This is a genomic window from Actinomadura violacea, assembly GCF_017573465.1.
GTDB lineage: Bacteria > Actinomycetota > Actinomycetes > Streptosporangiales > Streptosporangiaceae > Spirillospora > Spirillospora violacea.
In genome coordinates, this window is sequence record NZ_JAGEPF010000017.1 from 22,243 (window position 1) to 45,310 (window position 23,068).

The 23,068-nt window shown below is 72.7% G+C and carries 19 protein-coding genes; 15 read left to right on the forward strand and 4 right to left on the reverse strand.

Features of this window, described 5'->3' with window-relative positions; translation table 11 throughout:
- Nucleotides 1–18 precede the first annotated feature (18 nt).
- Together J4709_RS26985 and J4709_RS26990 are read right to left on the reverse strand one after the other, a co-directional pair.
- Nucleotides 19–1,608 (reverse strand): DEAD/DEAH box helicase, encoded by a 1,590-nt coding sequence (locus J4709_RS26985; RefSeq protein ID WP_208244613.1) that lies wholly within the window; start codon nucleotides 1,606–1,608, stop codon nucleotides 19–21.
- 199 nt (nucleotides 1,609–1,807) lie between these two features.
- Nucleotides 1,808–2,260 (reverse strand): rhodanese-like domain-containing protein, encoded by a 453-nt coding sequence (locus J4709_RS26990; RefSeq protein ID WP_208244614.1) that lies wholly within the window; start codon nucleotides 2,258–2,260, stop codon nucleotides 1,808–1,810.
- A 92-nt stretch (nucleotides 2,261–2,352) separates the two neighbouring features.
- On the opposite strand from J4709_RS26990, the gene J4709_RS26995 reads away from it, so the two are divergent.
- Entirely contained in the window at nucleotides 2,353–3,333 is a 981-nt protein-coding gene (locus J4709_RS26995; protein ID WP_208244615.1) for a helix-turn-helix domain-containing protein, read from the forward strand.
- Nucleotides 3,334–3,357: 24 nt separating this feature from the next.
- Here J4709_RS26995 and J4709_RS27000 read toward each other — a convergent pair whose 3' ends face one another.
- On the reverse strand, nucleotides 3,358–3,621 hold the full coding sequence (locus tag J4709_RS27000; RefSeq protein ID WP_208244616.1) for a hypothetical protein: 264 nt from the start codon (nucleotides 3,619–3,621) through the stop codon (nucleotides 3,358–3,360).
- A 518-nt stretch (nucleotides 3,622–4,139) separates the two neighbouring features.
- On the opposite strand from J4709_RS27000, the gene J4709_RS53630 reads away from it, so the two are divergent.
- From J4709_RS53630 to cydC, 14 genes are all read left to right on the forward strand, one after another.
- Nucleotides 4,140–5,540 (forward strand): iron-containing redox enzyme family protein, encoded by a 1,401-nt coding sequence (locus J4709_RS53630; RefSeq protein WP_208244617.1) that lies wholly within the window; start codon nucleotides 4,140–4,142, stop codon nucleotides 5,538–5,540.
- A 195-nt stretch (nucleotides 5,541–5,735) separates the two neighbouring features.
- Nucleotides 5,736–6,104 carry a Rieske 2Fe-2S domain-containing protein gene (locus tag J4709_RS27010; RefSeq protein ID WP_208244618.1) on the forward strand — a complete coding sequence of 123 codons (369 nt, stop codon included), beginning with the start codon at nucleotides 5,736–5,738 and terminating at the stop codon, nucleotides 6,102–6,104.
- Complete coding sequence (locus J4709_RS27015; RefSeq protein WP_208244619.1) at nucleotides 6,101–7,144, forward strand: 50S ribosomal protein L11 methyltransferase; 1,044 nt, start codon at nucleotides 6,101–6,103, stop codon at nucleotides 7,142–7,144. Before J4709_RS27010 ends, J4709_RS27015 begins: the two co-directional genes overlap by 4 nt.
- Nucleotides 7,141–8,565: an iron-containing redox enzyme family protein gene (locus tag J4709_RS27020; protein ID WP_208244620.1), complete on the forward strand. Its 1,425-nt coding sequence runs from the start codon at nucleotides 7,141–7,143 to the stop codon at nucleotides 8,563–8,565. Before J4709_RS27015 ends, J4709_RS27020 begins: the two co-directional genes overlap by 4 nt.
- Nucleotides 8,558–9,658 (forward strand): hypothetical protein, encoded by a 1,101-nt coding sequence (locus tag J4709_RS27025; RefSeq protein WP_208244621.1) that lies wholly within the window; start codon nucleotides 8,558–8,560, stop codon nucleotides 9,656–9,658. The genes J4709_RS27020 and J4709_RS27025 overlap by 8 nt, the downstream gene beginning before the upstream one ends.
- A 15-nt stretch (nucleotides 9,659–9,673) precedes the next feature.
- Nucleotides 9,674–10,942 (forward strand): ATP-grasp domain-containing protein, encoded by a 1,269-nt coding sequence (locus tag J4709_RS27030; protein ID WP_208244622.1) that lies wholly within the window; start codon nucleotides 9,674–9,676, stop codon nucleotides 10,940–10,942.
- Nucleotides 10,939–12,219, forward strand: a complete 1,281-nt coding sequence (locus J4709_RS27035) for an MFS transporter (protein WP_208244623.1) — start codon at nucleotides 10,939–10,941, stop codon at nucleotides 12,217–12,219. Before J4709_RS27030 ends, J4709_RS27035 begins: the two co-directional genes overlap by 4 nt.
- A gap of 11 nt (nucleotides 12,220–12,230) precedes the next feature.
- On the forward strand, nucleotides 12,231–13,496 hold the full coding sequence (locus tag J4709_RS27040; RefSeq protein WP_208244624.1) for an ATP-grasp domain-containing protein: 1,266 nt from the start codon (nucleotides 12,231–12,233) through the stop codon (nucleotides 13,494–13,496).
- Nucleotides 13,493–14,779 carry a hypothetical protein gene (locus J4709_RS27045; RefSeq protein ID WP_208244625.1) on the forward strand — a complete coding sequence of 429 codons (1,287 nt, stop codon included), beginning with the start codon at nucleotides 13,493–13,495 and terminating at the stop codon, nucleotides 14,777–14,779. Before J4709_RS27040 ends, J4709_RS27045 begins: the two co-directional genes overlap by 4 nt.
- Before the next feature lie 163 nt (nucleotides 14,780–14,942).
- A complete protein-coding gene (locus J4709_RS27050) occupies nucleotides 14,943–15,800 on the forward strand; it encodes a S1 family peptidase (RefSeq protein ID WP_208244626.1) in 858 nt (285 codons plus the stop codon).
- 186 nt (nucleotides 15,801–15,986) lie between these two features.
- Nucleotides 15,987–17,402 (forward strand): cytochrome ubiquinol oxidase subunit I, encoded by a 1,416-nt coding sequence (locus J4709_RS27055; RefSeq protein ID WP_208244627.1) that lies wholly within the window; start codon nucleotides 15,987–15,989, stop codon nucleotides 17,400–17,402.
- A gap of 10 nt (nucleotides 17,403–17,412) precedes the next feature.
- Entirely contained in the window at nucleotides 17,413–18,435 is a 1,023-nt protein-coding gene (gene cydB, locus J4709_RS27060; RefSeq protein ID WP_208244628.1) for a cytochrome d ubiquinol oxidase subunit II, read from the forward strand.
- On the forward strand, nucleotides 18,432–20,081 hold the full coding sequence (cydD, locus tag J4709_RS27065; RefSeq protein WP_208244629.1) for a thiol reductant ABC exporter subunit CydD: 1,650 nt from the start codon (nucleotides 18,432–18,434) through the stop codon (nucleotides 20,079–20,081). Before cydB ends, cydD begins: the two co-directional genes overlap by 4 nt.
- Complete coding sequence (gene cydC, locus J4709_RS27070; RefSeq protein ID WP_208244630.1) at nucleotides 20,078–21,838, forward strand: thiol reductant ABC exporter subunit CydC; 1,761 nt, start codon at nucleotides 20,078–20,080, stop codon at nucleotides 21,836–21,838. Before cydD ends, cydC begins: the two co-directional genes overlap by 4 nt.
- Here the strand turns inward: cydC and J4709_RS27075 are convergent.
- Nucleotides 21,801–23,036 (reverse strand): MFS transporter, encoded by a 1,236-nt coding sequence (locus tag J4709_RS27075; protein ID WP_208244631.1) that lies wholly within the window; start codon nucleotides 23,034–23,036, stop codon nucleotides 21,801–21,803. The two genes, cydC and J4709_RS27075, sit on opposite strands and share 38 nt — an antisense overlap.
- Between the last annotated feature and the right edge of the window lie 32 nt (nucleotides 23,037–23,068).

The following is a 23,068-nucleotide window of genomic DNA, read 5'->3' on the forward strand; positions in this document are numbered from 1 at the left end:
GCTTCTTCGCGCCTTGCGTCAGTTGTAGCGGGCGGGGCGGCGGTCGCCGCCGCCGCTGCGCTTGCCGCCGCCACCGCCGCCGCCGAAGGAGCGGCGGTTGGCGTGCGAGCCGCCGCCGGAGCGGGGACCGCCGCCGCGGCGCTCGCCACCACCGGAGTAGGACCCGCGGTGCTCGCCGTAGCCGCCGCCCTCGCGGCGCGGCTCGTACGAGCCCTCGCCACGGCCCTCGGAGCGCTGCCCGCCGTCCTGCCGGTCGAACGAGCGCCCGCCGCGGCCGCCGCCGAAGCCGCGCCCGCCGCGGCGCCCGCCCGGACGGCCGCCCCGGCCGCCCTCGCGGCGCGGCCGCTCCGGGATCAGCGGCTCCTCGATCGGGATGCCCGACGGGATGCGCGCCCCGGTCAGCTTCATCAGCTCGGAGTCGCCGCTGCTCACCCGGACGCGCGGCGCGTTGATGCCGGCGCGGCGGGTCATCGCGGACGTGGACCGGACCTGGTGCGGCAGCACGAGCGTGACGACGGTGCCGCGCTCGCCCGCGCGGGCCGTGCGGCCGGCGCGGTGCATGTAGTCCTTGTGGTCGGCGGGCGGGTCGACGTGCATGACGAGCGACACGTCGTCCACGTGGATGCCGCGGGCGGCGACGTCCGTGGCGACCAGCACGCTGATCGAGCCCTCGCGGAACTCGGCGAGCGTGCGGGTGCGCAGCCCCTGGCTCTTGCCGCCGTGCAGGCCCGCCGCGCGCACCCCGACCTGGGTGAGCTGCTTGGCGAGCCGGTCGACGCCGTGCTTGGTGCGGGCGAACAGGATCGTCCGGCCCTCGCGGTTGGCGATCTCGGCGGTGATGGAGCCCTTCTCCTTGGGCGCCACCAGCAGCAGGTGGTGCTCCATGGTGTCGACGGACTCGTCCACCGGGCCGATCGCGTGCGTCACCGGGTCGTCCAGGTACCGCTTGACGAGGACGTCGACGTCCTTGTCGAGGGTCGCGGAGAACAGCAGCCGCTGCCCGCCGGGCTTGGCGGCGTCCAGGATGTCGGTGACGTCGGGCAGGAAGCCCATGTCGGCCATGTGGTCGGCCTCGTCCAGCACCGCGATCTCGATGTCGGACAGGTCGCAGGCGCCCTGCCGCATCAGGTCCTTGAGCCGGCCCGGGGTGGCGACGAGAACCTCGACGCCGCGGCGCAGCGCGTCGATCTGCTTGAACATCGACGTCTGGCCGATGACGGTCTTGAACTTCACCCCGAGGCCGCGGCCCAGCGGCTCCAGGTTGTTCTGCACCTGCTGGGCGAGCTCGCGGGTCGGCACGAGGATGAGCGCGAGCGGGCGCTTCGGCGCGGCGCGGCGGCCCGCGAGACGGGCGAGCAGCGGCAGCCCGAAGGCGAGGGTCTTGCCGGAGCCGGTCTTCCCGCGGCCGAGGACGTCGCGGCCCGCCATCACGTCGGGGATCGCGGCGGCCTGGATCGGGAACGGGGCCTCGATGCCCTGGCGGGCCAGGGCGGACACCAGCGCGGCCGGGAGGCCGAGCTCGGTGAAGGTGGGAACGCGCTCGTCGGCGGTCTCCGGCGCGGCCGGGACGTCGGCGGACGGGTTCTGTGCAGCGGCAGCTGTGGTCACGCATTACCTTCCGAGAGGGGGGCACGTCTCGGGAGGCACCACCACGTTGCGACCGGCACGGCGATGAGCGCGGCGCGGTCGGTGGGCTACAAGGACGAGCCTGGCGCCATCGGGGCGCCGAAGAATGATTCGTAGAGTCTAACGTCGGACGGGTGCCTCCTTATGCCCCGTCCCGGGCGGAACATTCGCCCCGTTCGGCTCAGCATGCGCAGGAGATGCCCGTGACGGGCGCCGTGAGCGCGTCGGGGGACCGGCGGGTGACGGCGCCCGCGCCGGTCTCGACGGGGTACCCCTCGCGGGCCCAGTACTCGAACCCGCCGATCATCTCCTTGACGGGACGGCCGAGCTTAGCGAACTCCAGGGCGGCCTTCTGCGCGCCGTTGCAGCCGGGTCCCCAGCAGTAGACGACGACGGTCGCGCCTTCCGGGACCAACACGTCCGCGCGCGCGCTGATTTCCGCGGTGGGCAGGTGGACGGCGCCGGCCGCGTGGCCCTGCGCCCAGCTCTCGGCGCTGCGCGTGTCGACGACGACGATGCCGGGCGTCCCGGCGGCGAGGTCGGCGGCCACGTCGGAGACGTCGGTCTCGAAGGCGAGGCGGGCGGCGAAATGCCGGCGCGCCTCCTCGGGGCGGGCGGCGGGGACGGCGCTCATGGGCGGCTCCTTCTCTCCAGTGCCTCGATCCTGGGGCCTTGGACCGGGCCGCCGGGAGTGGCGTGAATGCCGGTTATCGCTAACATCGCGCCATGGACATCGCCGCCCCCGCCCGCCGGCACGCCGTCTCCGTCCTGGCGTTCGACGGCATGGCCCCGTTCGAGCTCGGCTCCGTCGTCGAGGTGTTCGGCCTGCCCCGCCCCGAACTCGACGTCCCCTGGTACGACCTGCGGGTCTGCTCCCTGGAACGCGGCCCGATGCGCGCCGTCGGCGGGTTCACGATGGCCGCCGAGCACGACCTCGACGCGTTCGCGGCCGCCGACACGGTGATGGTCGTCGCCGTCCCCGACGTCCGCGGCGACCCCGCGCCCGAGGTCGTCGCGGCGCTGCGGGCGGCGCACGCGCGCGGCGCCCGGGTGGTGTCGATCTGCTCCGGCGCGTTCGCGCTCGCCGCCGCCGGCCTCCTCGACGGGCGCGCCGCCACCACCCACTGGCGGTACGCCGACCTGCTGCAGCGCCGCTACCCGGACGTCCGCGTGACCCCGGACGTGCTGTACGTGGACGGTGACGACGTCCTGACCGGCGCGGGCAGCGCCGCCGGGCTCGACATGTGCCTGCACCTCGTCCGCAAGGACCACGGCGCCCGCGTCGCCAACGCCGTCGCGCGCCGCCTGGTGGTCCCGCCGCACCGGGAGGGCGGGCAGGCGCAGTTCGTCGAGGCCGCCGTCACCCCGCCCGCCGAGGACGACCCGGTCGCGCGGAGCATGCGGTGGGCGCTCGGCCACCTCGCCGAGCCGATCACCGTCGCGCGGATGGCGCGGGAGGCGCACCTCGCGCCGCGCACCTTCATCCGGCACTTCAACCGGCAGACCGGGACCAGCCCGCTGCGCTGGGTCGTCACCCAGCGGATCATGGCCGCGCTGCCGCTGCTGGAGGACGGCGCGGTGCCGATCGAGGAGATCGGCGCGGCGGTCGGGTTCGAGAGCCCGGTGACCTTCCGGCACCATTTCGGCCGCGCGATGCGGACGTCCCCGTCCGCCTACCGCCGCACGTTCCGCTCCGCCGCCCACTGAGGCGGCGGGCGCGGGTCCCGCCGGCTAGCGGCGGGCGACCGGCGCCTGCCGGTCGATCTCGCGGCCGAGGGCGAGGACCATCTCGTCGAACGCCCCGGCGCCGTACCGGGCCCGGACGGCCGGGTAGACGTTCTTGCGGGCGGCCTCCCGGAGCATCCAGCTCAGTTCCGCGTGCCGCACGGGGCGTCCGGCGGCGAGCTCGTCGTGCGCCTGCCGCGTGACCCGGAGCAGCTCCGGGTGCGGGGCCGACTCGGTCAGGATCATGCGTGCGGCGTCGCTCAGCTCCATGCACGCGAGTGTAGGCGCGCGCCGCCGCCCGGGCGGGTCGGCCGGATACGGCCATGGTCCACGAACGCCGCCCGGAAAGTGGTGACTGTCGTGGACAAGTGTTGTCAGGGCGCCGTTTCGATCCGGCCGGCGCGGCGGGGCGGGGGCGGCGGAGCGGGCGACGAGACAGGTCAGAGCCCGTGTCTCGGCGGCGGGGCCGGTCCGGGGCGCCGCGAAGGGTGCGCCCCGGCACGCGATTACCTGCCGACCATAAACCGGATTCGGGGCATGATCAGCCGGTCGGGAAAGTTGCCGCCGCATCGTTGATCACCCCGTCCGCCCTTGTTAATCTGCCCGGCAGCCGGAGAAATTCGGCCTTTCACCACCCGTGATAGGACGAATTCACTGCGCGACGTTTGTTCTTCCCGCCAACAAATCGAACCGTTCTCGCCCAGGGGCCGACACAATCGGCGCCGGCGAGCGTCCACAGCCATGCCCGACCCCACGAACAGTCACGTGAACGGTACAAATTAATGACAGTGCAACCGCAGGAATCGTCCGCCGGCAGCGCCGCCGGCGACACCCTCGGACGGCGGCTCCTGGCCTTCGCCGGCAGCCCCCTCTTCCGCGGTGACGCCCAGGTGCTGCACGACCGGAACCCCTACCGCCGGATGCTCGTGCCGGAGTCGCTGGCCGAGCCCGACTTCGACCGGCCGCCCGGCCCCGGCGAGTGGTCCTCCCACCGCTCCCTTGCGGCGCACCGGCTCCTCGGCACCTTCTACGAGTCGGAGACGGTGCTCCTGCCCGAGCAGGGGCTCGCGGGGCTGTACGAGGATTTCTCCGCCTTCTACGGGCAGGAGCTGAAAGACCTTCGGGAAGGATCGGTCTCGGCGCTCGAACGTTTCGCGTTCGCCTGCCTGGACGACGCGGTGGACGTGACCGGCGCCGCCACCCCCGAGGTCCTGGACGCCTTCTTCCAGCACATGGTGGCCGAGGCCGCCGCCGGGCCGTCGCCCGCGCTCGCGGCCGTCGCCGCGGCCGGCGACCGGGCGCGCGCCGCCGACCTGTACCTCGTGCAGCTCGCGCTCGACGGGCTCACCGAGGCGTCGGCGATGTCGCGCAACCTCGCCGGCGCCTACGGCCCCGAGCAGTCCGCCCTGTTCAAGATCTTCATTGACGAGTTCGGGTACGGCGTCTACGACGCCAAGCACACGACCATCTTCGCCAAAATGCTCCGCAGCCGCGGGATGGCGGACCATGTGCACGCGTACTGGAACTTCTACCTGGCCGGCCCGCTGGCGACGAACAACTATTACTACTACCTGTCCCGCGACCATGCGAAGTTCTTTCGCTACGCCGGAGCCGTCACTTATGCGGAAGCGGTTTTCGCGCCCGCATTCGTGGAGATGGTCGCGGTCTTCCGCGACATTTTCGGCGACGCCGTCGATCTGCATTACTGCGACGAGCACGCACACATCGACGAGCACCACGGGCGCATCACCCGGGAGCAGGTCCTGCTGGCGCTCGCCGAGCGGCACGGCCCGCGGGTCGTGCCCGAACTGCTGCGCGGCGTCGCCGAGGCCCGGCTGATCGGCGGCTGGTTCGAGGCGGACACCGCGGAGCAGATCCGCTGGTCGGACACCCTCCCCCGGCACCGCGAACTCGCCGGCGCCGCGACCGCCGCGGGCCCGCCGCGGCGGTCCGTCCGCACGCCGGACGACCCGTTCGGCACCCGCTGCCACGACGGCGCCATGGTGCTGGAGATCGAGCGCGGCGAGGCCGAGCTGTTCACCACGCCGACCGGGCCCCCGGAGCGGATGGCGCGCGGCGACGCCCTGCTGATCCCCGCCGGACGGCTCTACGGGGTCCGGGCGGCGACGCCCGAGACCGCGTTCCTGCTGCATCCCGTGTCACCCGACCGACCCGCCGCACCCGCCTGACCCGCCGCACCCCCGCCTCACCCGCCTGACCCGCCTGACCCGCCTGACCCGCCTGACCCGCCTCACCCGCCGCACCCCCGCCCACCTCCGTCGCTCCCGCTTCCGCTCCCCTCTCTCACCGCCGCCGCCTGACCGCGCCATGCCCTGTGCCGTCCCCGCCCGTCACCGGCCGCGCCCGACACCGAAGAGGAGCCGATGGCACGCGTCATCGTGATGGATCTGAGCCGGCACAACACCGTGATGGTCGGCCACGACCGCTACTTCGTCCTGGACACCGGCGGACGGGCCGAGCTCGTCCGCGACCACTGCCCGCACCGCGGCGGGCCGCTGAGCCTCGCCCGCCGCACCCCGGACGGGCGGCGGCTGAGCTGCCCGTGGCACGGCACCAAGGTCGGCGTCGCCGCCGTGCGGCGAAGCCGCCTGCCGATGGTGCGCAGCGGCGACGAGGCCCTCGTGGTGCTCCCGGACGGCGCCGATGCGCCGGTCTCGGTGACCCACCGGGAGATCCTCGCCAACCTCCCGCCCGACCCGACCCACCACGACGAGGGGGCCGAGCACGGATGAACGGCACCGACATCCCCGGCGAGCCGAAGCTGGACGCGTTCCTCGACTGGGGCCGAGACCTGCACCACCAGGGCCGCTTCGAGGACGCCGCCAGGGCGTTCGAGCTGATCCTCGGGCTGGACAGCGACAACGAGGAGGCGCTGATCGGGCGCAACCGCGCCGTCCGCCGCACCGTCCCGCGCTGGCACTGGGAGATGCTGCACGACGAGGAGCGCGCCGAGCTGTACGACCGGGCGATCCGGCGGGCGGTCGCGGCCGACCCGGACGCGCTGGTCCTGGACATCGGCGCCGGGTCCGGGCTGCTGGCGATGATGGCGGCGCGAGCCGGGGCGCGCCGGGTGGTCGCGTGCGAGGGGCAGCCGTCCGTCGCCGAGACGGCGGCCCGGGTCGTGCGCGGCGCCGGGTACGACGACGCGGTCTCGGTCGTCGCGAAGATGTCCACCCGGATGCGGGTGCCGGACGACCTGCCGCGCCGCGCCGGCCTGCTGGTCACCGAGATCGTCGACTGCGGGCTGCTCGGCGAGGGCATCCTCGGCACGATCGCGCACGCCCGCGAGCACCTGCTGACCCCCGACGCGGTGATCCTGCCGGCGCGCGGGCGGATCATCGCGCAGCTCATCGAGAGCGAACCGCTGCACCGCAAGAACCATGTCGGGAAGCTGTACGGGTTCGATCTCGCGCCGTTCAACCGGCTGTCCACGCTGGAGTACTTCGACTCGCGGCTGCACCGGCACGAGCACCGCATGCTGTCGGAACCGGTGACCGTGTTCGAGTTCGACTTCGCCACCGCGGACGCGCGGCCGCAGCGCACCGAGCTGCGGATCGCGCCGACGGCGGCGGGGCGGATGCACGCGGTCGCGTTCTGGTTCGAGATGGAGCTGCTGCCGGGCATCGTCGTCGACAACGCGCCGGGGCACGACTCGCACTGGAAGCAGGCGATCCAGTGCCTGCCCGAGCCGCTGCACGTCCAGCCTGGCGAGCCGGTCGTGCTGGACGCCGCGCACGACGGCGAGTGCCTCCGGTTCGAGGTGGCGTCATGACGGTGACGACGACCGCGACCGCGACCACGACGGGGAGCGCGCTCGCGCGGTACTGCGCGCAGCGGATCTTCCAGCCGGTGCCGGACGTCCTCATCGCCGGCAACCCGTTCCTGCGCCCGATCGGGCCGCTCGGCGAGCACGACTTCTCCGTCCCGGCGACGGAGGCGGAGTTCCTCGGCAGCGGCCAGCTCCTGGCGGGGCGCGTGCTGTGCAACGCCTACGAGAGCGACATGATCCTGCTGCCGCCCGCCGGGCTGGCGTCCGCGAAGGACGACTTCGACCTGTTCTACGGCGACGAGGTGCGGGCGCTGCGCGACCGGGTCCGGCCCGGGCTGGAGCGGTACGCGTTCTCGTTCCTCGACGACGCCGTCCCCGCCCCGCCGGTGCGGACGCTGGACGAGCTGCAGGCGTACTTCCTCGCCGAGGTCGGCGGGGCGGGCGCGCCGGCGGACGCGTCCGGGAGCAACCCGGCGGTGGACGCGGCGGCCCCGGTGAGCGGCACCATGAAGGCGATCACCGAGTGCCGGCACCCGGAGGAGGCGGCGGCGCTGCACCTGATCCAGCTCGCGCTGGACGCGCTGACCGAGGCGTCGGCGATGGCGCGCAACCTCGGCGGGTCGTACGGGGTCGAGCAGTCCGAGCTGTTCAAGATCTTCAACGACGAGTTCGGGTACGGGGTCTACGGCGCCAAGCACAGCACGATCTTCAAGGAGATGCTGGCGAGCGTCGGCCTGCGCACCGACCTGCACGCGTACTGGAACTTCTACCTGACCAGCTCGCTGGTCGGGGTGAACTACTTCAACTGGCTCACCGAGGACCACCGCGGCATGTTCCGCTACATGGCCGCGGTGACGTACCTGGAGTGGCTGTTCGCGCAGGGGTTCGCCGACACCGGCGCGATGCTCCGCGCCGTCTACGGCGACCGGGTGGACGCCAAGTACTGCGACGAGCACGCGCACATCGACGTCCACCACGGGCGGATGACCTACGAGAACCTGCTGCTCGGCCTCGCGCGCGCGCACGGCGAGCTGGTCATCCCCGAGCTGGTGCGCGGGATCGAGGACACCAAGCTGCTGCTGCGCCTCGGCGACGCCGACTTCCGCGCGCAGATCGCCTGGGCGGACGCGCTCGACGCGCACACCGAGGCGGGCGCCGCGCTCGCGACCGCCGCCATGGACGACGCCGTGACCGGCACGCTCCGTCCCGGCTCCCCGTTCAGCACCGGCGTCTACGACGCGGACCGGCTCGTCGAGGTCGAGTCCGGCGAGGTCGACGTGCACGCCTGGGCGACGCAGAACCCGCACCGGCTCGGGACGGGCGACGTGCTGCTGGTGCCGCGCGGCCGGCTGCACGGCCTGAAGGCGGCCTCGCCCGAGGCCCGCGTGACCGTACGGACCGTTGAGAGGACCTTCGATGCCTGAGCACACCTCGCCGGTCGGCTCGTACAACGAGTGGGACCCGCTGGAAGAGGTGATCGTCGGCGTCATCGACGGCGCCGCCGTCCCGCCCTGGCATCCGGCGATCGAGGCGACCGTGCCGCCGGAGGCGTGGGAGTTCTACCAGCGCAACGGCGGTGCCGGCTTCCCCGCCGAGCAGGTCGAGGCGGCCCACGAGGAGCTCGAAGGGTTCGTGTCGATCCTGGAGGGCGAGGGGGTGACGGTCCGGCGGCCCGACCCGGTCGACCAGTCCGCCTCGTTCGGGACCGCGGACTGGACGTCCACCGGCGGCTCGTCGCACACGTTCCCGCGCGACGTCGCGCTGGTCGCCGGCGACCAGATCGTCGAGGCGACGATGGGCTGGCGGTCGTACTACTTCGCCACCCACCCGTTCCGGACGATCTTCAAGGACTACTTCCGGCGCGGCGCCCGCTGGGTCGCGGCACCGAAACCGCAGCTCACGGACGCCGCCTACAACCCCGGCTACGCCGCGGCGAAGCCGGACACCCCGTCCCGCGACGACCCGTTCCCGAATGCGACGTCCGTGATCACCGAGTTCGAGCCGATCGTGGACGCGGGCGACTTCATGCGGTTCGGCCGCGACATCCTCGTCCAGCGCAGCCACGTCACCAACCGGTTCGGGATCGAGTGGGTGCGGCGGCTGCTCGGCGGCGAGTTCCGGGTGCACGAGGTCGCGTTCGCCGACGACCACCCGATGCACATGAACGCCACGTTCGTCCCGCTCCGTCCCGGCAAGGTACTGATCAACCCCGAGCGGGTGCCGGAACTACCGGCCATGTTCGCCGGCTGGGACGTGCTCGTCTGCCCCGAGCCCGCCATCCCCGCCGACCAGACGATGTACTTCTGCAGCCGCTGGATCGCGATGAACACCCTGATGCTCGACCACGACCGGATCTTCGTCGAGGCGCAGGAGACCGAGCTGCTGCGGCTGCTGGAGAAGGAGGGCTTCACCCCCATCCCCGTCCCGTTCCGGACGGTCAACACCTTCGGCGGCGGCTTCCACTGCGCCACCCTCGACGTCCGCCGGCGCGGCGCGCTCGAGGACTACCTCTCCTGACGGCGGAAGGTTCGCATGTCGTATGACCCGCCCGCGGGCGACGAGCGCCCGCTCCTCCTCCTGGTCGCGAGCAGCTACTGGGTCTACCGCAGGTACATCCTGGAATCGGTGTCGGCGCGGTACCGGCTGTGGCTGCTGAACCCGGCCCCGTCCTCCTGGGAGGACCCCTACATCGTCGGATCCACCGTCGTCGACTGCCTCGACCTGGACAAGCTCACCGACGCGGCGCGCGCGGTCGCCCGCGACCACGACGTGGCCGGAGTGTTCTGCTACGACGAGGTGTACATCGAGACGTCCGCGCACCTGAGCGCCGCGCTCGGGTTCCCCGTCCTCGATCCGGGCGCGGTGGCGCGGTGCCGCGACAAGTCCGCGACGCGGCGGGCGCTCACGGACGCCGGGTTCCCGCAGCCCGCGTCGCGCGCCGTGTCCTCGCTCGCGGACGCCCGCGCGTTCGCGGACGAGATCGGCTACCCGCTGATCGTCAAGCCGCGCAACCTCGGCGGCAGCCTCGGCCTCAGCAAGGTCGAGGGGCCGGACGGCCTCGACGCCGCGTTCGCGCTCACCGACGGGACGCGGATGGGCGGCATCCGCCAGTTCGACGACTACGTGATCGTGGAGGAGTTCCTCGACGGCCCGGAGATCTCCGTCGAGTGCGTGCTGTCCGCGGGGGAGTGCACGCCGCTGATCGTGGCCCGCAAGGTCCTCGGCGGCAGCGGCCGGCTGGCGTTCGAGGAGATCGGCCACGACGTCGACGCCAACGACCCGCTGCTGTTCGACGACGACTTCCACGAGATGCTCACCGGCGTCCACGCGGCCGCCGGGTTCACCGACGGCTGCACGCACATCGAGTTCAAGCTGACCCCGGACGGCCTGAAGCACGTCATCGAGATCAACGTCCGGCTCGGCGGCGGGATGATCCCCTACCTCGGGCTGCTGACGTCCGGGGTCGACGCGCCGCTCGCCGCCGCCGACGTCGCCGCCGGCCGGCGCCCGGCCGTCGCGTTCCCCAAGGAGCGCAGGGCCGCCTCGATCCGGTTCGCCTATCCCCCGTACGACATGGAGATCACGTCGGCGACCGCGCACCGCGACCTGATGCGGCCGCCGGTCGCCGAGGTCGAGGTCGGGACGCAGCCGGGCGCGCGGGTCCGGCTCCCCCCGCACGGCCTGGCCCGCACCGGCTACGTGATCGCGGTCGGGGCGACCCTCGACGAGACGCGCGCCGCCGTCCCGGACGCCGGACGGTACTTCACGTTCGAGGGCGCAGCGCTGGAGCCGGCGCCATGACGGCGTCCACGGCCCCCGGGGAGCACCCGACGATCCTCGCGACGCTGCGGGAGATGTCCGGGACGGTCCGGATCCTCTTCCTCGGCAATCTGATCATCAACCTGGCCGCGTTCCTCAACGCGTTCCTCGTGCTGTTCCTGACCGGCAAGGGGTTCAGCGCGTGGGAGAGCGGCGCGGTGCTGACCGCGCTGATGATCGGCCGGATCTCCGGGTCGGCGGTGGGCGGCGCCGCCGCCGACCGGTTCGGCTACCGGCGCGCCATCATCGGCTCGATGGCCGCGAGCGCCGTGCTGACCGCGGCGCTCGTGCACGTCCCGAACGTGTGGACCGCCATGCTCGTCGCCGGGGGAGCGGGCCTCACCGCGCAGGCGTACCGGCCCGCCGCGATGGCCTGGCTCGTCGAGCTGACGCCGAAGGACCGCCAGGTCATCGCGTTCTCGGTGTGGCGGCTGACGTTCAACATCGGCACCACCGTCGGCCCGGTCGGCGCCGCGCTGCTGCTGGCCTACGCGTCCTACAGCGCGCTGTTCTACGTGGACGCGGCGACGTCGCTGGCGTTCGGCGTCATCGCCTACGCGGCGCTGCGGTCGGGCCCGGAGCCGGAGGGAAGGGCCAAGCGGACCGACGAGGGGGAGCGCGTCGGATACCGGCAGGTGTTCGCCGACCGGCGGTTCATGCTCGTCGTCCTCGGCCTGTTCGTCACCGCGATCGCCTACATCCAGAGCTCCGCCGCGCTGCCGCTGTTCGTCACCGGGTCCGGCCACACCGAGAAGGTGTACGCGGCGCTGCTGTCGGTCAACGGGTTCCTGGTGATCGCGTTCGAGGTACTGCTGTCGAAGTGGACGCAGCGCCTCCCGATCGGGCTGCCGATGGCGCTCGGGATGGTGCTGCTCGGCGCCGGCCAGCTCGTCTACGCGGGGCCGTCGTCGGTGACCGTGCTCGTCCTCGCCACCGCGGTGTGGACGGCCGGCGAGATCATCGCGGCGCCGTCGATGATGGCCTACCCGGGCCTCGTCGCGCCGCCCGCGCTGCGCGCCCGCTACATCGCGGCGGCGACCGTCCCGCAGCACGTCGGGAACGCGATCGGACCCATGATCGGGATCGCCGCGTGGCACGCGTGGGGGTCCGGCGTCTGGCTGCTGACCGGGGCGTTCGGGCTGGTCGCGGCCTGCCTCGTGCTCGCCGGGACGGGCCTGCCGCGGCGCCGCGCCCAGGACGACGCGCCGGACGAAGCGCCGGCGATGGCCGCGAACCAGGCGGCGGAGCAATCGACATGAAGGTGAAGAGCATGAAGGAACCCGTCGTCGCCGTCGTCCAGCCGTTCAGCTCGTCGGCGCTGCTGGCGCCCGCGCTGCGCGAGGCCGGATTCAGCCCCGTCGCCGTCATGGACTACGACGGCCCGGCGCTCGCGCCGATGCGGTCGGCCTACGATCCGTCCGCCTACGACGCGGTGATCAACCACCACGGCGACGTCGACGCGACGATCGCCCGGCTCGGCGCGCTGGACCCGGTCGCGGTCTTCCACGGTGCTGAGGCCGCGCTGGAACTGGCGCAGCGCTGCACGGACGCGCTCGCGCCGGAGTTCTCCAACGACCCCGCGCTGATGGACGCCCGGCGCCACAAGTACGCCATGCACCAGGCCGTCGCCGCCGCGGGGCTGCCCGTCCCCCGGCAGGTCTGCACGTCCGACCCGGCGGAGGTCGCGGCGTGGATCGAGCGGGAGCGCCTCGCCGGGGCAGACCTCGTCATCAAGCCGCCGGCGAGCGCGGGCACCGTCGGGGTGAGCCGCGCGCCGGGCGGGGAGGGCTGGCGCGACCTGTTCGACGCGATGCTCGGCACGCACGACAAGCTCGGCGTGCTGGCCGACGAGGTGCTCGTCCAGGAGCAGCTGACCGGCACCGAGTACGCGATCGACACGATCAGCCACCAGGGCCGGCACTCGATCACCGACATGATCAAGTACCGGCGGGTCCCGTTCGGGGAGGGCATCGCGGTCTACGACAGCGTCGAGTGGCTGCCCTACGACCGGGAGGCCTACGGCGAGCTGATCGACTACGGGCTCGCCGCGCTGGACGCGGTCGGGCTGCGCAACTGGGCCGCGCACACCGAGATCATGATGACGCCGGACGGGCCGCGGCTGCTGGAGGTGAACGCTCGGCTGTCGGGGGCGGGCAACCCGGCGGTCACGCACATCGCGTCCGGGGAGAGCCAGGTGACGCGGACGATCGACCTGGTCCGCGGGCGCGGTCCGCAGCTGCCGCCCGGCTACACGCTGCACCGCAACGTCATGGCCGTGTTCCTGATGTCGCACTCGACGGGGATCCTGCGCAACGCCGAGATTTACGACCAGGCGCGCGAGCTGCCGAGCTACCACTCGCCCGTGGCCCTGGCGCGCACCGGCGACCGCGTGCACGCCAGCACCGACATCTTCGCCAGCATGACGATGGGCTACATCATCCTCGCCCACGAGGACCCCGGGCAGCTCCAGGCCGACCGCGAGGCCATCCGGAAGATCGAGAAGGACCTGGTCGTGGACGCGGAGGGGACCGAGTGAGCGTCACCGCGAAGTACCTCGACGCCTGCGCCGCCGGTCCCCTGCGCGGCGTCATGGCGGACGCGGAGTTCCCGCCCCTGTTCGACGAGGCATGGCGGGCGATCCTGCTGCCGCGTCCGCTGTTCTCCTCCGAGGCGCGGATGCGGCAGGCGGCCGACGACCTGACCGGCCTGTTCGGGATGATGGCGTCCCTGCCCGGCCGGCTGTTCGGCGGTGACCGGCGCGCGTTCTGCGCGGCGATCGGCGCGGACGACCGGCGCGCCGCCCTGATGACCCGGGTCGGCGGCGAGCCGATCCTGTACGGGCGCGCCGACCTGTACGACGACGGTTCCGCGTTCCGGCTGCTGGAGTTCAACACCGGCAGCGAGCTGGGCGGCATTGAGATCAGCGAGGTCAACCGGAGGCTGCTCGAACACAAGGAGTTCGCGGCGTTCGCCGAGGAGCACGGGCTCTCGACCGTCGACACGCCGGTGGCGATCGCGCGCCATGCCGTCCAGGCGACGCAGAACGAGTCGCCCGTCGTCGCCATCCTGGAGGCCGTCGGCGGGATGCCGACGTACGGGTCGCTTTACCGTTCCTTCCAGCAGTCGATGAAGCAGTACGGCATAGAGGTGCTCCTAGGCGAGGTCGACCAGGTACAGGAGAAGGACGGACGTCTGTACCTGCACGGCCGTCCGATCGACCTCATCCTGCGGTATTTCACCATCAACCAGGTGGCCCGGGACACGCGCAATGACAAGCCCGTAGAGACGGTGATGCGCGCCCATGAGGACGGCAAGGTCGTCCTGTGGACTCCCCTGACGGAGACGATGTTCTCCTATAAGAGCTGCTTGGCGATGGTGTCCGATCCCGAGGTGCGCGCGGAGCTGTCGCCGGACGAGAACGCACTGATCGACCGCATCCTGCCGTGGACGCGCACCCTCACCCGCGACCTCGCCGACCAGGTGCGCGCCGAACGCGAGACCCTGATCCTCAAGCCGGTGGGGGAGTTGTCGGGGCGCGGCATCCACGTCGGCTGGGACCAGACCGACCGCGAGTGGGCCGAGACGGTCGCCGGACGCCTGGGCGGTGACCACATCGTCCAGCGCCGGATCGACCCGGTCGCCGAACCGGTGATGGACCCGGAGACCGGCGAGGTCGAGGACTGGACGGCGGTGTGGGGCCTGTTCGTCTTCCCGGACGGCTACGGCGGCGCGTTCTGCCGGACGGTCCCGTCCGGCGCGTCGTCCATCGTCAACATGGGCGCCGCGGGGGCGCGCGCCACCACGGCCTTCCACTACTGACGGCGCGGCGGGACCGCCGCCGATGGCGGGTGCGGTTTTGCATTCCGTGCCAGATTCGCGGCGTTCCCGCACAGGCCGGACGTTTTGGCACATATTGGCGCTTCCTGGGCGTCGGGGGCCTGGTTAGCATCACGCTGCCCGCTCAACGGAGAGGACCCCCGCCATGCACCGACGCCTCCTCGGCGTGCTCGCCGCCGCGTTCCTCGGCACCGCGACCCTGACCACCGCCTCCGTCTCCACCGCCTCGGCGTCCCCCGCTCCCGCCAAGGCGGCCGTCGACTTCACCGGCATCGTCGCCCTCAGCAACTGCTCCGGCTCCCTCGTGCGCACGCCCGGCGCCGCCGACACCGATCCGGCGCTCGTGCTCACCAACGGGCACTGCTACGAGGGCGGCATGCCGAGCGCCGGACAGGTGATCACGAACCGGGCGTCCAGCCGGTCGTTCACGCTGCTGGACTCCAGCGGCCAGGGGACGCTCGGCACCCTGCGCGCGAAGACGATGCTGTACTCCACGATGACCGACACCGACGTCACGCTGTACAGGCTGAACACCAGCTACGCGGCGATCCGGCAGCGCTACGGCACGCCCGCGCTGGAGCTGTCGCTCGCCCACCCGGCGGCCGGCACGGACCTGCGCGTCGTGTCCGGCTACTGGCGGAGGATGTACTCGTGCAGCCTCGACGGGTTCGCCTACCGGCTGCGCGAGGACCAGTGGACCTGGAAGGACTCGGTCCGCTACACGTCGTCGTGCGACGTCATCGGCGGCACCTCCGGCTCCCCGGTCATCGACGCCGCCTCCGGCAAGGTGATCGCGATCAACAACACGATCAACGAGAACGGCGAGCGCTGCACGCTCGACAACCCGTGCGAGGTGGACGAGTCGGGCAACGTCACGGTGCGCCCGCACATCGGCTACGCGCAGGAGACCTACGGGCTCGCCGCGTGCATCGCGCCGGGCAGCGTCCTGGACTTCTCGCGTGCCGGCTGCACCGTTCCGCACGCGGTCCGCGGCGGCCGGTGATCCACCGCCCCACCGCCTGATCCGACCCCGTCGAGCCCGCGGCCGCCGACCGGCCGCGGGCTCGACGCGCGTGCGCCCGCGGCCGTGTGAGGGATCTTACGACCACTCGTAGTACTACAGGCCGTAGTATCTCTGACAGGACGTAGTACTACAGCTTGTAGTAGACAGCCGGAGAGGCGCACGCCCATGGACACGGTCGACATCGCACGGTGGCAGTTCGGGATCACCACCGTCTACCACTTCCTCTTCGTCCCGCTGACGATCGGACTGTCCGCGCTGGTCGCGGGCCTGGAGACGGCGTGGCTGCGGACGGGGAAGACGCACTACCTGCGCGCCGCCAAGTTCTGGGGGAAGCTTTTCCTGATCAACTTCGCGATGGGGATCGTCACCGGCATCGTGCAGGAGTTCCAGTTCGGCATGAACTGGAGCGACTACTCCCGCTTCGTCGGCGACATCTTCGGCGCGCCGCTCGCCATCGAGGGCCTCCTCGCCTTCTTCGTCGAGTCGACCTTCCTCGGCCTGTGGATCTTCGGCTGGGACCGGCTCAACGCCAGGCTCCACAACGCCTGCATCTGGCTCGTCCACATCGGCACGCTGCTGTCGGCCTACTTCATCCTCGCCGCCAACTCGTGGATGCAGCACCCCGTCGGCTACCGGATCGACCACGCGACCGGACGGGCCCGCCTCACCGACTTCTGGGCGGTCCTCACCAACTCCACCCAGCTCGTCTCGTTCCCGCACACGATCACCGCGGCGTTCGTCACCGGCGGCCTGTTCATGGCCGGCGTCAGCGCCTGGCACCTCGCCCGCCGCAGGAACATCGAGGTCTTCCGGCCCTCGCTGAAGGTCGCGCTCGCCGTCACCGCGATCGCCTCCATCGGCGTCGCGATCACCGGGGACGTCCAGGGCAAGGTCATGACCGAGCAGCAGCCGATGAAGATGGCCGCCGCCGAGGCGCTCTACGAGACCGAGCAGCCCGCGTCGTTCTCGGTCTTCACGCTCGGCACCCCGGACGGCCACAAGGAGGTCTTCGGGATCAAGGTCCCGCGGGTGCTGTCGTTCCTCGCCACCGGCACCTTCGACGGCGAGGTCAAGGGGATCAACGACGTCCAGGCCGCCGAGCAGGCGCGGTACGGGCCCGGGAACTACCGGCCGGTCGTCCCCGTCGCCTACTGGAACTTCCGGATCATGGTCGGCGTCGGGATGCTCACCGCGCTCCTCTCGGTCGCCGGACTGTGGCTGATGCGCCGCGGACGGCTCCCGTCCAAGCCCTGGATGTACCGAGTGGGCGTGCTGGCCCTGTCACTGCCGTTCATCGGCAACTCCGCCGGATGGATCTTCACCGAGAACGGCCGGCAGCCCTGGTCGGTGTTCGGCGTGCTGAAGACGTCCGCGAGCGTCTCGCCCGGGGTGTCGGCGACGTCGATGCTCATCTCCGTCGTCTCGCTGACCGCCCTGTACGGCGTCCTGCTGGTCATCGAGGTCGGGCTGATGCTCCGGTACGCCAAGGCCGGGCCGCCCACCGAAGAAGAGGTGCTGCCCCCGCCGCCGTCCGACGACTCCGACGACGACGCCGAGCGCTCGCTCGCGTTCGCCTACTGAGGGAACGGCCATGGAACTCACCACCGTCTGGTTCGTCATCATCGCCTTCCTGTGGACGAGCTACTTCTTCCTCGAAGGCTTCGACTTCGGCGTCGGGATGCTGCTTCCCGTCCTCGGCCGCGACGACGTCGAGCGCCGCGTCGTCATCAACACCATCGGGCCCGTCTGGGACGGCAACGAGGTGTGGTTCATCGTCGCCGGCGCCGCCACGTTCGCCGCGTTCCCCGAGTGGTACGCCACCCTGTTCAGCGGCTTCTACCTGCCGCTGCTCGCGATCCTGATCGCGCTGATCGTCCGCGGCGTCGCGTTCGAGTACCGCGGCAAGCGCGACGACGCGCGGTGGCGGGCCCGCTGGGACCGCGCGATCTTCTGCGGCAGCCTCGTGCCCGCGTTCCTGTGGGGCGTCGCGTTCGCCAACATCGTCCGGGGCGTGCCGCTGGACGGCTCGCACGAGTACGCCGGGACGCTGCTCGACCTGCTCAACCCGTACGCGCTGCTCGGCGGGGTCGCCACCACGGTCCTGTTCGTGCTGCACGGTGCGGTGTTCCTCGCGCTGAAGACATCCGGCGAGATCCGGTACCGGGCGCGGCGGGTCGCGGAGATCGCCGTCGTGGGGGCGATCGCCGCCGGCGGGAGCTTCCTGCTGATCACGCAGGTCCAGCACGGCAAGCCGGTGACCTGGCTGACCGCCGGGGGCGCCGCCGCCGGGCTGCTGCTCGCCGCCGCCGCGAACCGGCGCGGCCGCGAGGGCTGGGCGTTCATCGGCACCGGTGCCGCCATCGTGCTCGCCATCGCGACCCTGTTCACCGCGCTGTTCCCGGACGTGATGCCGTCCACGCTCGCGTCGGGCACCCTCACCACGGAGAACGCCGCGTCCAGCGGCTACACGCTGAAGATCATGACGTGGGTCGCCGCCGCGTTCACCCCGATCGTGATGATCTACCAGGGGTGGACGTACTGGGTGTTCCGCAAGCGGATCGGCACCTCGCACATCCCCGCGACGCCGAAGAAGAAGCCGGAGCCGGTGCGATGAAGCCCCTCGACCCGCGGCTGCTGCGCCACGCCCGGACGGCACGCGTCTTCCTGCTGTCGTCGGTGGCGCTCGGCACCGCCACCGCCGCGCTGATCATCGCGCAGGCGACGCTGCTCGCCACCATGCTGACCAGGGCGTTCCTGCACGGCGCCGCGCTCACCGAGCTGCGCACCCCGCTGCTGCTCCTGCTCGGCGTCGTGCTCGGCCGGGCGCTCGTCTCCTGGCTGCAGGAGGTCGCCGCGCACCGCTCGTCCGCCGCGGTGAAGTCGCAGCTGCGCGGCCGGCTCCTCGCCCACGCGATGGCGCTCGGCCCGCGCTGGCTGTCCGGCGAGCGCAGCGGCGAGCTCGCCGCCCTCTCCACCCGCGGCATCGACGCGCTCGACGGCTACTTCTCCCGCTACCTGCCGCAGCTCGTCCTCGCGGTCATCGTCCCGGCGGCCGTCGGGCTGCGGATCCTGCTCGGCGACTGGCCGTCCGCCGTCACGATCGCCGCGACGCTGCCCCTCATCCCGGTCTTCGCGATCCTCGTCGGGCTCACCACGCAGCGGAAGATGGACCGGCAGTGGCGCACCCTGTCCGTCCTCGCCGCGCACTTCCTCGACGTCGTCGCCGGGCTGCCCACGCTGAAGATCTTCGGCCGGGCGCGCGCGCAGGCCGACCGGATCCGCGAGGTCACCGACCGGCACCGGCGCGCGACCATGGCGACGCTGCGGGTCGCGTTCCTGTCCGCGCTCGTGCTGGAGCTGCTGTCGACGCTGTCGGTCGCGCTCGTCGCCGTGTCGATCGGGCTGCGGCTCGTCGACGGCGGGCTCGGCCTGGAGACCGCGCTGCTCGTCCTGGTCCTCGCGCCGGAGGCGTACCTGCCGTTGCGGCAGGTCGGCGCGCAGTACCACGCGAGCGTCGAGGGCCTCACCGCCGCGTCACGGATCTTCGAGGTGCTCGAAACGCCGCTGCCCGCCGCGGGCGACCGGACGGACATTCCAGACCTTTCCCGCGCGACCCTCCGGCTGGAAGGCGTGACCGTCGCCTACTCGCGGGGCCCCGCGCTGGAGGACTTCTCGCTGACCGTCCACCCCGGGGAAACCGTCGCGCTCGTCGGGCCGAGCGGCGCCGGGAAGTCGACCGTCCTGTCGGTGCTGCTCGGGTTCGTCCGGCCGGACGCCGGGCGCGTCCTCGCCGACTGGGACGACCTCGGCTCCTTCGCCCCGGACGCCTGGCGCGACCGCATCGCCTGGGTCCCGCAGCGCCCCTACCTGTTCGCCGGGACGGTCGCCGACAACATCCGCCTCGGCCGCCCCGGCGCGCCGGACGCCGCGGTGCGGGAGGCCGCCGAGGCCGCGAACGCGCTGGAGTTCGTCTCCGCGCTGCCGTCCGGGTTCGACACGGCGCTCGGCGACCGCGGCGCCGGCCTCTCCGCGGGCCAGCGCCAGCGCATCGCGCTCGCCCGCGCGTTCCTGCGCGACGCGCCGCTCCTCCTGCTGGACGAGCCCACCTCGGGCCTCGACGCCGAAAGCGAGGCCGCCGTGATCGACGCCGTCGCACGCCTCAAGGCCGGCCGGACCGTCGTCCTCGTCGCGCACCGCCCGGCCCTCGCCACCCTCGCCGACCGGGTGGTCACCGTCGAGCCCGCGGCGGTGGCGGCATGATCCTCCGGCTCCTCCGGCTCGCCCGCCCCGCCGGGGGACGGCTGCTGCTCGCCGTCCTCCTCGGCGTCCTCGCCCTCGGCAGCGGCGTCGGCCTCATGGCGACGTCCGCATGGCTGATCTCCCGCGCCGCGCAGCACCCGCCCGTGCTGATGCTGATGGTCGCGATCGTCGCCGTCCGCGCGTTCGGCCTCGGCCGCGGCGTGTTCCGCTACCTCGAACGCCTCGTCGGCCATGACGCGACCTTCCGGATCCTTGCCGACCTGCGCGCGCGCGTGTACGAACGGCTGGAACGCCTCGCGCCCGGCGGGCTCCCCGCCTTCCGCGGCGGCGACCTGCTGAACCGGCTCGTCGCCGACGTCGACGCCGTGCAGGACCTGTTCCTGCGCGTCCTGCTCCCGTGCGCGGTCGCCGCCGTCGTCGGCGGAGCGTCCGTCGGGCTCGCGTGGGCGCTGCTCCCGTCGGCCGGCGTCATCCTGCTGCTCGCGCTGCTGCTCGCCGGCGTCGTCGCGCCCTGGCTGTCGTCCATGACGGCCCGCCGGGCCGAACGCCGCACCACCGACCTGCGCGGCGAACTGACCTCCCACGTCGTCGACACCCTCCAGGGCGCACCCGAACTCATCGCCTACGGCGCTGCGCCCGCGCAACTCGCCGAAGCCGCCCGCATCGACCGCGACTTCACCCGCGCGACCGCGCGATCCGCCGCGTCCACCGGCCTCGGCGCCGCCGTGTCCGCACTCGCCGGAGGGCTCGCCGTGTGGGGCTCGCTGGCCGTCGGCGTGCCCGCCGTCCGGTCCGGCGCCCTCGACGGGGTCCTGCTCGCCGTGATCGTCCTGCTGCCGCTCGCCGCGTTCGAGGTCGTCACCGGGCTGCCGCTCGCCGCCCAGCACCTCGAACGGGTCCGCCGCTCGGCCGCGCGGATCTTCGCCGTCCTCGACGCCGCACCGCCCGTCCAGGACCCGCCCGCGCCGTCGCCGCTCCCCGCCGCGCCCTACACCCTCACGGTCGACGACCTCCGCGCCCGGTGGACGCCCACCGGACCGTTCGCCCTCGACGGCGTCTCCCTCGACCTCGCGCCGGGCCGCCGCTGCGCGATCGTCGGGCCGTCCGGCTCGGGCAAGACGACCCTGACCTCCGTCCTGCTGCGGTTCCTCGAACCCGCGTCCGGATCGGCGTCCCTCAACGGCACCGACCTGCGCACCCTCACCGGCGACGACGTCCGGACGGTCATCGGCCTGTGCGCGCAGGACGCGCACCTGTTCGACTCCACGATCGGGGAGAACATCCGGCTCGCCCGCCCCGGCGCCACCGACGCCGAGATCCGCGACGCGCTGCGCCGCACCCGCCTCCTCGACTGGGTCGACGCGCTGCCCCGCGGCCTCGGCACCCGCGTCGGCGAGCACGGCGCCCAGGTGTCCGGCGGCCAGCGCCAGCGCATCGCCCTCGCCCGCGCCCTCCTCGCCGGCTTCCCGATCCTGCTCCTCGACGAGCCCGCCGAGCACCTCGACACCGCGACCGCCGACGCGCTCACCGCCGATCTCCTCGCCGCCACCGAAGGCCGCACGACCCTGCTCGTCACGCACCGCCTCACCGGCCTGGACGCCGTCGACGAGATCATCGTCCTCGACGAGGGCCGCGTCGCCGACCGCGGCACCCACGCCGAGCTGATCTCCCGTCCCGGCCTCTACCGCACCCTCTGGCGGCGCGAAACCGATTACCCGATCACCCCGGGACGCGAACCTCGGCTTCGTCTGCGCTGACCGCGGCCGGCTCCCGGCGCCACGGCAGGAACGCACAGGCGCCGATGAGCAGCACCCCCGCGACCGCCACCGCCGCCCGCACCCCCACGAACCCCGCCAGAACACCCCACAACGCGGTGAGGACGGCGATGGCCGTGCGCGAACTGACCGTCCACGCGGTCAGCATCCGCGCGACCTTCGCCGAATCCACCAGCTCCAGCCGCCGCGTCGCGAACACCGGATTGAACACCCCCATGCAGGTGATGATCCCGAACTCCATCGCCATCACCAGCAGCAGCGCACCGATCCCCGTCCCGGCGAACGCGAGCCCGACCAGCCACACCGCCCGGCCGACCCCGAACACCAGCATCACCGTCCGCCGCCCGTACCGCCGGACGAGCCGCCCCGACACCCGGGCCCCGGCGATCCCGCCGATGCACGGCACCCCGAACGCCAGCCCGTACTCCAGCGGCGAGAACCCCAGGTCGTGCAGCATCAGATACGTCAGCAGCGGAGCCGTCGCCATGATGAGCGCCCCGGTGAGCACGCTGTTGGCGAACAGCAGCCGCAGTTCCCGGTCCGCCGCGATCACCCGCCACCCCTCGCCGATCTCCGCCCACCGCGACCCGGCGCCCGTCCGCTCCGGCGGCTCCGCCTCCGGCGCCGCGATCCTCCACACCCCCAGGGCCGACAGCACGTAGCTCACCGCGTCCAGCAGCACCGTCACCACCGGCCCCAGCACCCCGATCAGCGCCCCGCCCGCCGGCGGCCCCACCGCCGTCGACATCCACTGGACCGTCTCGAACCGGCCGTTCGCCTCCATCAGATGCCGCTTCGGCACCAGCGCCTTCAGATGCGCCCCGCTCGCCCCCCGGAACACGATGTCGGCCAGCGCGACGACCACCGCCACCACCAGCAGATGCACGTACGTCAACGCCCCGAACCCGTACGCGACCGGCACCGTCACCAGCACCGCGAACCGCACCAGATCCGCGCGGATCATCAACCGCCGCTTGTACTGGAACTCGATCCACGGCCCCAGCGGCACCGCGATCAGCGCCGCCGCCGTCAGGCTCGTCGCCGAGATCATCGACACCTGCGCCGGACCCACGTGCAGCACCAGCACCGCGATCAGCGGGAACGCGTCCAGCGCCAGCCAGGTCCCCAGCGCGCTGACCGCGTACGCGCGCCACAGCCACGCGAAATCCCGTCCGAGCACAGCGCCCCCCTCTTCTCCGGCGCCGATCAAAC

Coding starts and splice junctions, on each gene's coding strand:
- J4709_RS26990 (WP_208244614.1), bottom strand. CDS start 2,260: ATGAGCGCCGTCCCCGCCGCCCGCCCCGAGGAGGCGCGCCGGCATTTC.
- J4709_RS26995 (WP_208244615.1), top strand. CDS start 2,353: ATGGACATCGCCGCCCCCGCCCGCCGGCACGCCGTCTCCGTCCTGGCG.
- J4709_RS27000 (WP_208244616.1), bottom strand. CDS start 3,621: ATGGAGCTGAGCGACGCCGCACGCATGATCCTGACCGAGTCGGCCCCG.
- J4709_RS27010 (WP_208244618.1), top strand. CDS start 5,736: ATGGCACGCGTCATCGTGATGGATCTGAGCCGGCACAACACCGTGATG.
- J4709_RS27015 (WP_208244619.1), top strand. CDS start 6,101: ATGAACGGCACCGACATCCCCGGCGAGCCGAAGCTGGACGCGTTCCTC.
- J4709_RS27020 (WP_208244620.1), top strand. CDS start 7,141: ATGACGGTGACGACGACCGCGACCGCGACCACGACGGGGAGCGCGCTC.
- J4709_RS27025 (WP_208244621.1), top strand. CDS start 8,558: ATGCCTGAGCACACCTCGCCGGTCGGCTCGTACAACGAGTGGGACCCG.
- J4709_RS27030 (WP_208244622.1), top strand. CDS start 9,674: ATGTCGTATGACCCGCCCGCGGGCGACGAGCGCCCGCTCCTCCTCCTG.
- J4709_RS27035 (WP_208244623.1), top strand. CDS start 10,939: ATGACGGCGTCCACGGCCCCCGGGGAGCACCCGACGATCCTCGCGACG.
- J4709_RS27040 (WP_208244624.1), top strand. CDS start 12,231: ATGAAGGAACCCGTCGTCGCCGTCGTCCAGCCGTTCAGCTCGTCGGCG.
- J4709_RS27050 (WP_208244626.1), top strand. CDS start 14,943: ATGCACCGACGCCTCCTCGGCGTGCTCGCCGCCGCGTTCCTCGGCACC.
- J4709_RS27055 (WP_208244627.1), top strand. CDS start 15,987: ATGGACACGGTCGACATCGCACGGTGGCAGTTCGGGATCACCACCGTC.
- cydB (WP_208244628.1), top strand. CDS start 17,413: ATGGAACTCACCACCGTCTGGTTCGTCATCATCGCCTTCCTGTGGACG.
- cydD (WP_208244629.1), top strand. CDS start 18,432: ATGAAGCCCCTCGACCCGCGGCTGCTGCGCCACGCCCGGACGGCACGC.
- cydC (WP_208244630.1), top strand. CDS start 20,078: ATGATCCTCCGGCTCCTCCGGCTCGCCCGCCCCGCCGGGGGACGGCTG.